At 65.6% G+C, this 13,957-nt stretch carries 15 protein-coding genes; 12 read left to right on the forward strand and 3 right to left on the reverse strand.

Features of this window, described 5'->3' with window-relative positions:
* Positions 1–85 precede the first annotated feature (85 nt).
* The 9 genes from rsxB to GPA22_RS09935 all read left to right on the forward strand — a co-directional run bounded on the left by rsxB (position 86) and on the right by GPA22_RS09935 (position 7,952).
* Entirely contained in the window at positions 86–637 is a 552-nt protein-coding gene (gene rsxB, locus GPA22_RS09895) for an electron transport complex subunit RsxB (protein ID WP_169255905.1), read from the forward strand.
* Positions 634–2,313, forward strand: a complete 1,680-nt coding sequence (gene rsxC, locus GPA22_RS09900; protein ID WP_169255906.1) for an electron transport complex subunit RsxC — start codon at positions 634–636, stop codon at positions 2,311–2,313. Before rsxB ends, rsxC begins: the two co-directional genes overlap by 4 nt.
* 1 nt (position 2,314) lies before the next feature.
* Positions 2,315–3,322 carry an RnfABCDGE type electron transport complex subunit D gene (locus GPA22_RS09905; protein WP_169255907.1) on the forward strand — a complete coding sequence of 336 codons (1,008 nt, stop codon included), beginning with the start codon at positions 2,315–2,317 and terminating at the stop codon, positions 3,320–3,322.
* Positions 3,319–3,981: an RnfABCDGE type electron transport complex subunit G gene (locus GPA22_RS09910; RefSeq protein WP_169255908.1), complete on the forward strand. Its 663-nt coding sequence runs from the start codon at positions 3,319–3,321 to the stop codon at positions 3,979–3,981. The genes GPA22_RS09905 and GPA22_RS09910 overlap by 4 nt, the downstream gene beginning before the upstream one ends.
* A gap of 13 nt (positions 3,982–3,994) precedes the next feature.
* Positions 3,995–4,699: an electron transport complex subunit E gene (locus tag GPA22_RS09915; RefSeq protein ID WP_169255909.1), complete on the forward strand. Its 705-nt coding sequence runs from the start codon at positions 3,995–3,997 to the stop codon at positions 4,697–4,699.
* 14 nt (positions 4,700–4,713) lie between these two features.
* On the forward strand, positions 4,714–5,346 hold the full coding sequence (gene nth, locus GPA22_RS09920) for an endonuclease III (RefSeq protein WP_169255910.1): 633 nt from the start codon (positions 4,714–4,716) through the stop codon (positions 5,344–5,346).
* Between the two features lie 21 nt (positions 5,347–5,367).
* Entirely contained in the window at positions 5,368–5,793 is a 426-nt protein-coding gene (locus GPA22_RS09925) for a DUF1841 family protein (protein ID WP_169255911.1), read from the forward strand.
* A gap of 89 nt (positions 5,794–5,882) precedes the next feature.
* A complete protein-coding gene (locus GPA22_RS09930; protein WP_169255912.1) occupies positions 5,883–6,725 on the forward strand; it encodes an AAA family ATPase in 843 nt (280 codons plus the stop codon).
* A 48-nt stretch (positions 6,726–6,773) separates the two neighbouring features.
* Positions 6,774–7,952, forward strand: a complete 1,179-nt coding sequence (locus GPA22_RS09935) for a vWA domain-containing protein (RefSeq protein WP_169255913.1) — start codon at positions 6,774–6,776, stop codon at positions 7,950–7,952.
* 33 nt (positions 7,953–7,985) lie between these two features.
* On the opposite strand, the gene GPA22_RS09940 is transcribed toward GPA22_RS09935, so the two are convergent.
* A complete protein-coding gene (locus GPA22_RS09940; RefSeq protein ID WP_343036000.1) occupies positions 7,986–8,483 on the reverse strand; it encodes a MarR family winged helix-turn-helix transcriptional regulator in 498 nt (165 codons plus the stop codon).
* Positions 8,484–8,650: 167 nt separating this feature from the next.
* On the opposite strand from GPA22_RS09940, the gene GPA22_RS09945 reads away from it, so the two are divergent.
* Positions 8,651–10,045, forward strand: a complete 1,395-nt coding sequence (locus GPA22_RS09945; RefSeq protein WP_343036001.1) for a chloride channel protein — start codon at positions 8,651–8,653, stop codon at positions 10,043–10,045.
* Positions 10,046–10,106: 61 nt separating this feature from the next.
* Here the strand turns inward: GPA22_RS09945 and htpG are convergent, their stop codons facing one another.
* Together htpG and greB are read right to left on the reverse strand one after the other, a co-directional pair.
* Positions 10,107–12,035: a molecular chaperone HtpG gene (gene htpG / locus GPA22_RS09950; RefSeq protein WP_169255914.1), complete on the reverse strand. Its 1,929-nt coding sequence runs from the start codon at positions 12,033–12,035 to the stop codon at positions 10,107–10,109.
* A 78-nt stretch (positions 12,036–12,113) separates the two neighbouring features.
* Complete coding sequence (gene greB / locus GPA22_RS09955; RefSeq protein ID WP_169255915.1) at positions 12,114–12,677, reverse strand: transcription elongation factor GreB; 564 nt, start codon at positions 12,675–12,677, stop codon at positions 12,114–12,116.
* Positions 12,678–12,988: 311 nt separating this feature from the next.
* Here greB and GPA22_RS09960 point away from each other — a divergent pair, with 311 nt between their 5' ends.
* Both GPA22_RS09960 and GPA22_RS09965 read left to right on the forward strand, forming a co-directional pair.
* Positions 12,989–13,279 (forward strand): phosphopantetheine-binding protein, encoded by a 291-nt coding sequence (locus GPA22_RS09960; RefSeq protein ID WP_169255916.1) that lies wholly within the window; start codon positions 12,989–12,991, stop codon positions 13,277–13,279.
* Positions 13,276–13,941 carry a COG4648 family protein gene (locus GPA22_RS09965; protein WP_169255917.1) on the forward strand — a complete coding sequence of 222 codons (666 nt, stop codon included), beginning with the start codon at positions 13,276–13,278 and terminating at the stop codon, positions 13,939–13,941. Before GPA22_RS09960 ends, GPA22_RS09965 begins: the two co-directional genes overlap by 4 nt.
* Positions 13,942–13,957 lie beyond the last annotated feature (16 nt).

Genomic DNA, 13,957 nt, shown 5'->3' on the forward strand with positions numbered 1-13,957 from the left:
GACTCGTCGGCGAGAACTCATTCATGTCTGAAATTGCGCATGCGCCCCGCTGCGGGCGCTCCGCCGCCACCCCGGCCCTGCCCCGATGCTGACCGCCATCCTCATCATGACCGGGATAGCCATCGTGCTCGGTGCGGCACTGGGCTACGCCTCGATCCGGTTCAAGGTCGCGGGCGATCCGCTGGTCGAAAAGATCGACGCGATCCTTCCCCAGACCCAGTGCGGCCAATGCGGCTACCCTGGCTGCAAGCCCTACGCGCAGGCCATCTCGAACGGGGAAGCGGATATCAACCAGTGTCCCCCCGGAGGCGAGGAAGGCATCCGCAAGCTCGCCGACCTGCTCGGACGCGAGGTGAAGCCGCTCTCGGAAGAACACGGAACGGAGAAGCCGAAATCGGTCGCGCGCATCGACGAGCAGGTGTGCATCGGCTGCACGCTGTGCATTCAGGCCTGCCCGGTGGATGCGATCGTCGGTGCGGCAAAACAGATGCACACCGTGGTCGCGCCCCTGTGTACGGGCTGCGAACTGTGTGTCGCGCCCTGCCCCGTCGATTGCATTTCCATGGCGCCGCTCGCGGAAACCGTCGAAACGTGGAAATGGAAATATCCGGTGCATGAATTGAGGTCCGCGGCATGATTTCCCGCCTGTTCAATTTCCGCGGCGGGGTCAAGCCGGAATCGCACAAGACCGAGTCTTCCGGCACGCCCATCGACCAGGCGCCGCTGCCGAAGCGGCTGGTGATCCCGCTGCGCCAGAGCATCCGGTCGACTGCACGATGCCTCGTCGAGCCCGGTCAGAAGGTGCTGAAAGGCGAACATATCGGCCAGGGCGAAGGGAGTCTCGGAACCGGCGTCCATGCATCCACCTCCGGTACTGTCGTCGAGATTGCGCCGTACCCGATGGCGCACGCGTCGGGGCTCGAAACCCTGTCGGTCGTGATCGCGCCCGACGGCGAGGATCGCTGGATCGATCGTGTTCCGTTCGATTACCGCAAGGTGTCGCGCGAAGAAGCGCTCGGCTGGCTCAGGAGCTGCGGCATTCACGGCATGGGCGGTGCGGGTTTCCCGACTCACGTGAAGCTCGGGAGCGGAACGGGCATCGACACCCTGGTGATCAACGGTGCCGAGTGCGAACCGTGGATCACCTGTGACGACCGCCTGATGCGCGAGCGTGCGGCAGGCGTGCTTTCGGGGGCCATGATCCTGCGCGAGCTGATAGGCGCCCGCCGGGTGCTGGTCGGCATCGAGGACAACAAGCCCGATGCGATCGAGCGCATGCGGGCTGCTGCAAGCACCATCGGCGATGACGTCGCGGTCGTGGCGGTACCGACCCTCTATCCCGCCGGCGGCGAGAAGCAGCTGATCCGGGTTCTTACCGGAATCGAAATTCCCCAAGGCAAGTTCGGCACGGATTTCGGCGTCCAGTGCTTCAACGTCGGCACGGCACACGCCGTTCATCGCGCCATCCACTTCGGCGAGCCGCTGCTTTCGCGCATCGTCACGCTGACCGGCAACGTTGCGCACCCCGGAAACCACGAAGTCCTGCTCGGCACGCAGGTCGCGGAACTGCTTGCACTGGCCGGCCCCAAGGCGGACACGGATCGCTACATCATGGGCGGGCCGATGATGGGAATCGAGTTGCAGAGCCTCGGCGTCCCCGTCACGGCAACCACGAACTGCATCATTGCCGCATCGCCCACGCTATTCCCGCCTCCTCCGCCCGAACAGCCCTGCATCCGCTGCGGCGAATGCGCCCGCGCCTGCCCTGCCGATCTGCAGCCTTTCGAGCTGTACTGGTTTTCGCGCGCGAAGAACTTCGGCAAGGCTCAGGAGTATCACCTCTTCGACTGCATCGAATGCGGCTGCTGCGCCTATGTGTGCCCTTCGCACATCCCGCTGGTCGACTACTTCAGGTTCTCGAAGGGCGAGATCTGGGCCCGCGAACGCGAGCGGACGGCGTCGGACCAGGCACGCGCGCGCTTCGAGTTCCGCAATTTCCGCCAGGAGCGGGAGAAGGCGGAAAAGGCGGCGAAGCTGGCGGCCAAGGCAGCCGAGACACGCGCCAAACTTCCCGAAGCCGCTGCTACTGCCGCGGGCACTGCAGCTGCCGCTGTCGCTGCCGAACCCGCAGCATCGCCGGAGGACCTGAAGAAGGCGCTGGTCGCCGCCGCGCTCGCACGCGCGAAGCAGCAGAAAGCGGCCGTAACGCCGAAGAACACCGACAGCCTGAGTGCCGAAACGCAGGCCGAGATTGCCGCAATCGACGCGCGGCGCGAAAAACGCAACACGCAAGACGCCGACAAGACGCCCTGACATGCTGAATTCTCCGTATATCCGCAAGCCGGCCAGTGTTCAGGGGGTCATGCTGGCCGTCCTCGTTGCGCTGACTCCGGCGATTGCCGTCTACGCATCGCAGATTGCCGCGGTGGTGCTGGTGAATCTCGCGATTGCCACGGCGACGGCCATGGCGGGCGAAGCGTTCGTGCTCAAGCTGCGCGGTCGGCCGATCGCGCCGGCGCTGTCCGACCTCTCGGCGGTCGTCACGGCCTGGCTGGTCGTCCTGTGCTTCCCCCCGATCCTTCCCTGGTGGGCGACGATGCTGGGTGTGCTGATCGCCATCGTCGCGGTCAAGCACCTTTATGGCGGCCTCGGACAGAATCCGTTCAACCCCGCGATGGTGGCCTACTGCGCGATGATCGTCGCCTTCCCCGCGCTGATGTCGCAATGGCCGCCCGCCGGCCAACTGGACTTCCAGACGCAGTTGGGGCTGGTGCTGGGGGGCGTGCGCGAACTCGATGGCGTTGCCAGCGCAACGGCACTCGATGCGGTCAAGACGGGATTGCGGGCCGCAGGCGCAACCGTGGACGCGATCATGAGCGCGGGCAGCTTCGGCGTGATCGCCGGGCGCGGATGGGAATGGCTGGCGCCGGCGTATGCAGCGGGAGGCGCCTACCTGCTCGCCTGCGGGGTCATCACCTGGCACATGCCGGCCGCCTTTCTTGCCGCGCTGACGGTCGTTTCGGGCGCGTTCTGGCTCGCGAACCCCGGGCAGTTCGCCTCCCCGCTGTTTCACCTGGCAAGTGGCGGCGCCATGCTCGGGGCGTTCTTCATCGTCACCGACCCGGTCTCCGGTGCGACCACGCCTCGCGGCAAGCTGATCTTCGCGGCCGGTGTCGCTCTCGTCGCCTACATCATCCGCGTCTTCGGCGCCTTCCCCGAAGGCATCGCCTTTGCCGTCCTGCTGATGAACATCTGCGTGCCGCTGATCGACATGAACACCCAGCCGCGCGTCTTCGGCTACCGCGGAGACAAGGCACGATGAGCGCCCGCTGCACTGCGGCACGGACGTCGCTGCGCACCGCCGGCATCATGGTGGTGTTCACGGTGGCCTTTACCGCGCTGATGGCGGCGACCTTCGAAGTCACCCGCCCCACGATCGAAGCCTCGGCGCAGGAAGGGAAGATGCGCCTGATCAACGAGGTGCTGCCGCGCGCCAGCTACGACAACCTCCTTCTGGACGACTTCGTCACCCTCGGACCGACCCCGGAGCTCGGACTCGATGACGGCGGACACATCTTTCGCGCACGCAAGGCCGGCGAGCCGGCGGCGCTGGTGCTCGAGGTCATCGCGCCGGACGGCTACGCCGGGCGGATCCAGATGGTGGTCGCCGTCGGCGCCGATGGGCGGGTGAATGGGGTGCGCGTCACCGGACACAGGGAAACCCCCGGCCTGGGCGACTACATCGACCCGAAGAAGGATCGCAACAAGTCCCAGCCCTGGATCGAGCAGTTTGCGGACGTCTCCTTCGCCGACATCGGCCTCGACAAGTGGAAGGTCAGGCGCGACGGCGGCGTGTTCGCCTCCCGCAGCGGTGCGACCATCAGCGCACGTGCGGTGACCCATGCCGCGGCACGTGCTGCGGACTATGCGATTCGTCACCGCGACGCGCTGTTCACCGCCCCGGCGGGCGGGCGACTCTGACCGGAAAATGGCCATGAACCTGCAAAGCTTTCGAGAATCGGCCTGGAATGGCCTCTGGCGCCAGAACACCGGACTCGTTCAACTGCTCGGCCTGTGCCCCATCCTCGCGGTGAGCACCAGCGTCGTCAATGCAGCGAGCCTGGGCCTCGCGACCGTTGTCGTGATGGCCGTGTCGAACTTCGCCGTCGCCTCCCTGCGCAACTTCATCCCCTACGAGATCCGCATCCCGGTCTTCATCCTGATCATCGCGGCGCTCACCACGGTCGTCGATCTCTCGTTCAATGCCTATTTCCACGACCTCTACCTCGTGCTGGGCATCTTCATCCCGCTGATCGTGACGAACTGCATCGTCCTCGCCCGCGTGGAGGCCTTCGCCGCCAAGAACGATCCGGTGTCGTCGACCGTAGACGGCGTGATGATGGGCCTGGGCCTTGTCTGTCTCCTCGCCGTCCTGGGGGGACTGCGCGAACTCGTCGGCAACGGGACCCTGCTTTCCGGCATCGAGATGGTGTTCCCGGGGCTTTCGGCGATCTCGCTGTTCGGCCCCGACTACCCCGGCTTCCTGATCGGTATTCTTCCGCCCGGGGCCTTCTTCGCGCTCGGCTGCCTGATCGCACTTTCGAACCTGATCCGCAGCCGTGCGGCAAGGCACAAGACCGCGGCCCCGCACCCGACGGTCCCCACCCCGGCGACCGACCAGCCGGCATCGGCGGCCTGACCCGCATGCCAGGCATGAATCGGGAGTCCGTGCGCGAGTTCTTTCGCCGCCTTGCCGCCGCGAATCCGCATCCCACGACCGAACTCGAATACGGTTCGCCGTTCCAGTTGCTCGTTGCGGTCGTCCTGTCGGCGCAGGCGACCGACAAGAGCGTCAACCTTGCCACGCGCGGGCTGTTCGAGGCCGCACCGACCCCCGAGGCGATGATCACCCTGGGCGAGGAAGGGGTGGCCGCGCACATCCGCACGATCGGCCTGTACCGGAACAAGGCGAGGAACGTGGTTGCGCTGTCGCACTTGCTGCTCGAGCGCCACGCCGGCGAGGTCCCGCGCGACCGTGTCGCGCTGGAGGCACTCCCCGGTGTCGGACGAAAGACGGCGAATGTGGTATTGAATACGGTCTTCGGCGAGCCGGTGATGGCCGTCGATACGCATATCTTCCGCCTGGCCAATCGTACCGGACTCGCGCCCGGCAAGGATGTCCTGGCTGTGGAGAATGCCCTGATGCGCCGCGTGCCCAAGGATTACCTGCGCGACGCCCACCATTGGCTGATCCTGCACGGCCGCTACGTCTGCACCGCGCGCAAGCCGAAATGCGCGGAATGCCTGGTGCGGGACTTGTGCGAGTACCGTGACAAGACCGCTTGATCCATCACTTATCGAGACGAAATGTTCAATCCATCCCGCGATCAGGTACGTTCCTTCTTCATCGAGAGCTGGCGAAAGTACCGTGCAAAGGAAGTCCAGACGCCGCTCGAGCACATGGCGAACGACCTCATCCTCCTGCATCCCGAATACCACGCACTGCTCGAAGACCCCGAAGCGGTCGACAAGGAGTTCTCGCCCGAAGGCGGGCAGCTCAATCCCTTCCTGCACCTTTCGCTGCATCTGGCGATCGAGGAGCAACTGTCGATCGACCAGCCCCCCGGACTGCGCGCCGCATTCGAGGCGTGCCAGGCCCGGCGCGGCGACCGTCACGACGCACTGCACGATGTCCTCGAGTGCCTCGGCGAAACGATGTTCGACGCTCAGCGGAACAACACCCCGCCCGACGGCGAGGCGTACGTCAGCTGCGTCCTGCGTCGGGCCGGTTGAAGCGGAACAGGCTGCGTCCCGAGCTTCAACGCTCGTGTCTTCGGTTGGACACCCTATAATCAGGGTTCGCCAACGAAAGGACTTCTCCGATGCGCTTTGAAGGATCACGCGACTACGTTGCCACCCCCGACCTGATGCTCGCGGTGAACGCGGCCATCAAGCTCCAGCGGCCGCTGCTGATCAAGGGAGAACCCGGCACCGGCAAGACGATGCTCGCCGAAGAGGTGGCCGAGTCGCTCGGCCTGCCGCTGCTGCAGTGGCACATCAAGTCCACGACCAAGGCCCAGCAGGGGCTTTACGAATACGATGCGGTTTCGCGCCTGCGCGACTCGCAACTGGGCGACGACCGCGTCAAGGACATCGCCAACTACATCGTCAAGGGCGTGCTGTGGCAGGCCTTCGAGTCCGACAGCCCGTGCGTCGTGCTGATCGACGAGATCGACAAGGCGGACATCGAATTCCCCAACGATCTCCTACGCGAACTCGACCGCATGGAGTTCCACGTGTACGAGACGCGCAAGACGATCCAGGCGCGCCACCGGCCGATCGTCTTCATCACGTCGAACAACGAGAAGGAGTTGCCGGACGCCTTCCTGCGCCGCTGCTTCTTCCACTACATCCGCTTTCCCGATCGCGACACGATGCAGCAGATCGTGGATGTCCACTTCCCCGACCTCAAGAAGGATATGCTGCGCGAGGCGCTGGAAGTGTTCTTCGGCCTGCGCGACGTTCCCGGCCTGAAGAAGAAGCCCTCGACCTCCGAGCTCATTGACTGGCTCAAGCTGCTCGTGGCCGAGGACATTCCGCCCGAGACGCTGCGGAGCCAGGATCAGCGCGCGGTCGTGCCGCCGCTTGCCGGCGCGCTGCTCAAGAACGAGCAGGACCTGCACCTGTTCGAACGACTGGTCTTCATGGCCCGGCACAACCGCTGACGAACGGATGCGTTCGAAAGCCGAGAAGCCACGCCAAGGGCGAATCACATGCTCATCGATTTCTTCCTGCATCTGAAGGCGAGCAAGCTGCCTGTTTCCACGCGCGAGTTCCTGACCTTGCTGGAGGGGCTGCGCGACGGCGTGTGCGGGCACGCGATCGACGAGTTCTACTTCTACGCGCGCACCTGCCTGGTGAAGGATGAGTCGCGCTACGACCGCTTCGATCAGGCGTTCGCTGCGTACTTCAAGGGTGTAACGGAGATTCCCGGCCTGGAGAAGGAGCTGCCGGAGGAATGGCTGCGGGCGATGATGAAGAAACATCTGTCGCCCGAGGAAAAGGCACAACTCGAAAAACTGGGCTGGGACAAGCTGATGGAGGAGTTCCGCAAGCGTCTCGAGGAGCAGAAGGAGCGCCATCAGGGCGGCTCGAAGTGGATCGGGACGGGCGGCAAGTCCCCGTTCGGCAACGGCGGCTATCACCCCGAGGGCATCCGCGTCGGCGGGGAGTCGGCGGGCAATCGCACCGCGATCAAGGTCTGGGAAAAGCGCGAATACCGCAACCTGGACGACTCCATCGAACTCGGTACGCGCAACATCAAGGTCGCCCTGCGGCGGCTGCGGCGCTTTGCGCGCGAAGGCGCGGCGGACGAGCTCGACCTCGACGGCACGATCGCGGCGACCGCGCGCAACGCGGGCTGGCTAGACCTGATGATGCGCCCCGAGCGCCACAATGCGGTGAAGGTGCTGCTTTTCCTCGATGTCGGCGGATCGATGGACGATCACGTGAAGGCCTGCGAGGAGCTGTTCTCGGCCTGCCGCGCGGAATTCAAGCACCTGGAGCACTTCTACTTCCACAACTGCGTGTACGAGGGCGTGTGGCGGGACAGCCGCCGCAGGCATGCGGAAACACTCCCGGTGCACGACCTGATCCACAAGTACGGGCCCGACTACAAGCTGATCTTCGTCGGGGACGCGACGATGAGCCCGTACGAGATCCTGCACCAGCATGGCTCGATCGAGCACATGAACGCGGAAGCGGGAGCGACCTGGCTGCGGCGTCTGCTGGATGCCTGGCCCGCCGCCGCCTGGCTCAATCCCGAACCCGAGCGGCTATGGCCTTATCGTCAGTCGATCGAGATCATCAACGGCATCATGGGGCAGCGCATGTATCCGATGACGCTGGAGGGACTCGAGCGGGCGATGCGGCAGTTGTCGAAGAAGACCTGAACGCCGCCGGGCACCCGCCCCGCGGCGCCGCCCTTATTCCGAAAACGGCAAGGGCTGCATGCCGAAGCCCTCGTCGAGATCCTTGATCTGATGCAGCAGCCCGTCGAGTTCCTGCTGCAGGCGTGCCTGCGCCGCTTCGTCGAGCAGGCGCAGGGCTTCGGGCAGCACGCCGCGCGCGGGCGACGGCGCACGCGCGAGCAACTGGCGCCCGGCCGTCGTCAGGGACAGGCGCACGACCCGCTGGTCGGCACTCGTTCGCTCCTTCAGGACGAGCCCGTTGGTCTCGAGCTTGTCGATCATGTTGGAGGCGGTCGACTGGTGCAGCGCCATCCGCTTGGCCAACTCGCCGACGCGCAACCCGGGCTCCTCGAGAAGCTCCTGCAGTGCCCATAGCTGGGCGCCGGTCACGCCGCTTTGCTTCTCGACCCACTGGGAGTGGCGCTGCGCAGTGCGGATGAGTACCCGGAAGCGCTGCAGTACGGACAGCGGCGTCACCTGCGATTGCTGCTTGGGGTCAGACGGTTTGCTCACGCTTGAAGCTTCCCTTTGCTCAATGCCGGGAAACCCCGGAAAATATTTTCACAAATGTTATACCGGACGCTTCATGTCCGGATACCGTCTTTTACGGATATCGTAGCGGAGACACCGCTTATTCCCAACAATCCGGACCTTCCGGACTTCGATCGCAACGGAGCATCGTGTCGCCCCCCAAGCTGCCGACGGACGAGAAACGCGCCTCTCTCACCTTCCGTCAGATCGCGCGTACAGGCCGCCGCTACACCAACCCGCTCATATCGGTGGGCCATTGGCGCAGGCGTGCGCTCCTCGTCGGCGCAGCGCTGCTCGCCGGCCTCATCGCCATCGTCTTCGCCATCGGGTCGGAACGTGCAATCGGCCTGCACGCCCGGCTCATTGCGACCTCGCCGTGGCTGTCGCTCCTGGTCGCCCCGGCCGGATTTGCCGCCATGGCGTGGCTCTCCGGCCGTTTCGTCCCCGCGACCCAGGGCAGCGGCATCCCGCAGACGATTGCCGCTTCGCTCAGCCCTGATCCCGCAGTACGCGGCCGGCTGCTGTCGCTGAAGATCGCCGTGGCCAAGGTGTTCCTGACTCTGGGCGGCCTGCTCTGCGGGGCATCCATCGGTCGCGAGGGGCCGTCCGTGCAGATCGGCGCATCGGTGATGCATGCGCTGGCCGGGCGACGTTTCGGCCGCATCGCATCCAGCCGCAACCTGATCGTTGCCGGCAGCGGTGCGGGCATTGCCGCTGCATTCAACACGCCCGTGGGCGGAATAATGTTCGCGATCGAGGAGATGTGCCGCGATCACGCCTTCCGCGCCAACGGCACGACGCTGACGGCAGTGATCTTCGCGGGCCTGATGTCGCTCGGCATCCTCGGCAACTACACGTACTTCGGCAGCACGCCCGCCGCACTCAATTGGCCGCTCGGCATCTGGCCGGTCCTGATATGCGGTACCGCCGGGGGCCTCCTGGGGGGTACGTTCAGCCGGCTGCTGGTCGCGTCGGCACGCGGCCTGCCGGGCCGCGTCGGCGATTTCGCCGCAGCGCACCCGATCGCCTTCGCGGGCGGCTGCGGACTCGCGACAGCCCTGGTCGGGCTCGCAACGGGAGGCGCCACCTACGCGACCGGCTACGCCGAGTCGAAGGCAGCACTGGAAGGCCTCGCCCCTTTGCCGGTCTACTTCTTCGCGGCAAAAATGCTGGTGATCTGGCTCGCCTTCGTCAGCCGGATTCCCGGAGGTCTCTTCGCCCCCGCGCTGGCGGTCGGCGCGGGGCTGGGTTCCGCCCTCGCCGGCCTGAGTCCCGGGAATGCCGAACCGGCGCTGGTGATCCTGGGGATGGTGGCTTTCCTTTCCGGAATGACGCTCGCCCCGATCACGTCCTTCGTGATCGTCATGGAGATGACCGCCAATCACCAGATGCTGATCCCGCTGATGGCCGCCTCCGTGATCGCTTACGGCTTTTCCAAGTCGGTGTCGCCGCGCGCCCTTTACGACGCCCTCGCGGCACCCGCCCTGGACCGCGCCCAGGCGGAGGTCGCCTCCGTGGCCTCAGGGAAGCCGGGCGCCGCGTAAACGCGAAACCGCCCGCAAAAGCGGGCGGTTTCGATGATGCCGAAGAGGCGGCGGAGGCGGATCAGTTGCCGCTCATCGCCATCATCAGCTGGTTGATACGCTTGACGAAAGTGGCCGGGTCGTCGAGCGTGCCGCCTTCGGCGAGCAGCGCCTGGTCGAAGAGCACCGCGGCCCAGTCGTCGAACTGCCTTTCCTCGTACTTGAGGCGCATCACCGCCGGGTGGTTCGGGTTGATCTCGAGGATCGGCTTCGACGCCGGCGCCTGTTGACCGGCAGCCTTCAGGATGCGCGCAAGGTTCATCCCCATGTCGTGCTCGTCGGCGACCAGGCAGGCGGGCGAATCGGTCAGGCGGTGTGTGACGCGCACTTCCTTGACGCGCTCGCCGAGGCTCGTCTTCATCTTCTCGAGCAGGTCCTTGTACTCGTCGGCGGCCTTCTCGGCTTCCTTCTTCTCCGCTTCGTCCTCGAGGCTGCCCAGGTCCAGACCACCCTTCGCGACGGAGAGGAGTTGCTTGCCGTCGAACTCGGTCAGGTTGCCGATCACCCACTCGTCGACACGATCGGAGAGCAGCAGCACTTCGATGCCCTTCTTGCGGAAGATCTCGAGGTGCGGGCTGTTCTTCGCGGCATTGAAGGTCTCGGCAGTGACGAAGTAGATCTTGTCCTGGCCTTCCTTCATGCGGCCGATGTAGTCGGTGAGCGACACGGTCTCGTCCGGCGTGTCGTTGTGCGTCGAGGCGAAGCGCAAGAGGCCGGCGATCTTCTCCTTGTTGGCGACGTCCTCGCCGACGCCTTCCTTCAGCACCTTGCCGAATTCCTTCCAGAAGGTCGCGTATTTCTCCTTCTCGGCGGCGTCCTCGCTGGTCGCGAGGTCTTCGAGCAGGCCCAGCACCTTCTTCGTGCAGCCGGCGCGGATCGTGTCGATGTCCTTGCTCTCCTGCAGGATCTCGCGCGATACGTTGAGCGGCAGGTCGCTCGAATCGACGACCCCGCGCACGAAGCGCAGATACATCGGCATCAGCTTCTCGGCGTCGTCCATGATGAACACGCGCTTCACGTACAGCTTGATGCCGTGGCGGGCGTTGCGGTCCCACATGTCGAACGGGGCGTGCGACGGGACGTAGAGGAGCTGCGTGTATTCGTGGCGGCCTTCGACGCGGGCGTGGCTCCACGCGAGCGGCTCGTCGAAGTCGTGGCCGACGTGCTTGTAGAAGGCCTTGTACTCGTCTTCGGTGATGTCGCTCTTCGAGCGCGTCCACAGCGCGTTGGCCTGGTTGACGGTCTCGTCCTCGTCGGTCGTGACCTGCTCGTTCTTGTCCTGGTCCCATTCCTCCTTCTTCATCAGGATGGGCTGGACGATGTGGTCGGAGTACTTGCGGATGAGGCCGCGCAGCTTCCAGCCGGAAAGCAGGTCTTCCTGGTCGTCACGCAGGTGCAGCGTGATCTCGGTGCCGCGGCCGGCCTTGTCGACCGCTTCGACCGTGTACTCGCCGGCGGCATCGCCGGTCATCGAGCATTCCCACTTCACGCCTTCCGCGGCAGGGAGGCCCGCGCGGCGGGTGACGACGGTGACCTTGTCGGCGACGATGAAGGCCGAGTAGAAGCCGACGCCGAACTGGCCGATGAGGTGGGCGTCCTTCTTCTGGTCGCCGGTGAGCTGCGAGAAGAATTCCTTGGTGCCGGACTTGGCGATGGTGCCGAGGTGGGCGATCGCTTCGTCGCGGCTCATGCCGATGCCGTTGTCGGCGACGGTGACGGTCTTCGCGTCCTTGTCGAACGAGATGCGGATCGCGAGCTCGCCCTCACCTTCGAAGAGCGCCGGCGTGTCGAGCGCCTCGAAGCGCAGCTTGTCGCAGGCGTCCGACGCGTTGGAGATCAGCTCGCGCAGGAAGATCTCGCGGTTGGAGTACAGCGAGTGGATCATCAGGTGAAGCAGCTGCTTCACCTCGGCCTGGAAATTGAGGGTCTGGGCGCCGGCGGCGGTGGTCATCGGTGGAAACTCCAGTTACACAGGAACGCGCCTGCATATGGGGCGCGTTCGCGGAATTTCAAGTACCGCCCGGACGGATCACTCGTAGCGGATTTCGACGACCTCGATCTCGCGCGGACCCGCCGGGCTCTGGAAGCGCACGATGTCGCCCTCGCGCGCCTTCATCAGTGCGCGCGCGAGCGGCGAGATCCAGCTGATGCGGCCCGAGGTTGCGTCCGCCTCGTCGACGCCGACGATCTGCCAGGTCTGCTCGCCTTCGCCGCTCTCGTCCTCGACGTCGAGCACGGTCACGGTGGCGCCGAAGAACACCTGCTCCATGCCCTGCTGGCGCTCGGGATCGACGACCTCGGCCGACTCGATGCGCTTGATCAGGAAGCGGATGCGGCGGTCGATCTCGCGCAGGCGCTTCTTGCCGTAGATGTAGTCGCCGTTCTCGGAACGGTCACCGTTCGACGCCGCCCAGGCCACGGTCTCGACGAGCTTGGGGCGCTCCACACGCACGAGCTGGTCAAGCTCGACCCGCAGCGCGTCATAGCCGCGGCGCGTCATGTAGTTCTTGCTGCCGGGCGGCAGGCGTACCGAAACGGGGACGTCGTCGTCTTCGTCCTGGCCTTCGCCTTCCTTCGTAAATGCCTTGCTCACCTTGGGAGTCCATCCTGTTGCGGGCGTTCTGTTACCGTGTGAAACCGCATTGAAGGCTGCGGCGTCGGCGCTTCATGATAGCGGACAAGTGCCCCGGCGGCGTACCGTACGCCAATAGCGGTGAGCCTCGCCATGGCTGCACGCATCACGCGGATCCGCTAGACTGCAGGGTTTTGACAAACATTTTGCAACCGCGAGCAGCTATCGTGACCGGGCGCCCTTGCGCCAGACTCCGGTACGCTCGCGGCCGGTGTGCGCCGCGCCTTCGGGAACGCGCACCGCCGCAGGATCAACACCTCTCTCGCCCATCCATGAATCAAGCCGCCAATTCCTCTCCCGCCGATCTCGACGCACTGCGCCTCGAAGTGGCGGCACTCGTCGTCGAAGCCCTCAACCTGGACATGGCGCCCGAGTCGATCCCGGCCGACGATTCGCTGTTCGGCGAGGGCCTCGGCCTCGACTCGATCGACATCCTCGAAGTGGCCCTGGTCGTGTCAAAGCGCTACGGCTTCCAGCTGCGCGCCGACAACGAGGACAACGTCAGGATCTTCCGCTCCCTGCGCAGCCTCACCGAGTACGTCGCGGCCAACCGCACGAAATGAGGGCCGGACTCGCCCGCGCCGGGCGCGGGCTGGCGGTCGCCGTCGTCGTGATCGCCTGGGCGGCGATCGCGCATTACACGAGCGCGCTGGTGGACGAGTCGTCCTGGGGAGCGCTGCTGGCGATCGCCCCCTTCGCCGCGATCGCGGCCGGTTTTGCATGGCAGTCGCCCCGGCGCGGCGCGATGTTCGCGCTGCTCGCGGCCGGATCGTTTGCGCTCGCACTGGTCTGGCCGACGCTCGCGCACAACGTCGGATGGCTGTATTTCGTCCAGCACGTCGGCACCAATGTCCTGCTCGCGATCGGCTTCGGCCGCACGCTCGCGGCCGGACGCGAGCCGATGTGCACGCGCATCGCACGGGCCATGCACGGCACGATCAGCCCCGCGCTTGCCCGCTACACCCGGCAGGTGACGATCGCCTGGACCGTGTTCTTCATCGCGACCGCCGCAATCTCGTGCGCACTGTTCGCGTTCGGGACGCTCGAAGCGTGGTCGACGTTCGCCAACCTGCTGACGATGCCGCTCGTCGGCCTGATGTTCGTTGCCGAGTACCTGGTGCGCTTGAAGGTGGTGCCGGAAGACCGCAGCAGCATCCTCGACGCCTTCCATGCGTATCGGCGGGCGTCGTCGACGACAGGCACGGCGCCGGTGAACGAGCGATGACGCCGCCGTGCCCCGC

It is taken from the genome of Aromatoleum toluvorans (assembly GCF_012910905.1).
In the GTDB taxonomy this organism is placed as follows: domain Bacteria; phylum Pseudomonadota; class Gammaproteobacteria; order Burkholderiales; family Rhodocyclaceae; genus Aromatoleum; species Aromatoleum toluvorans.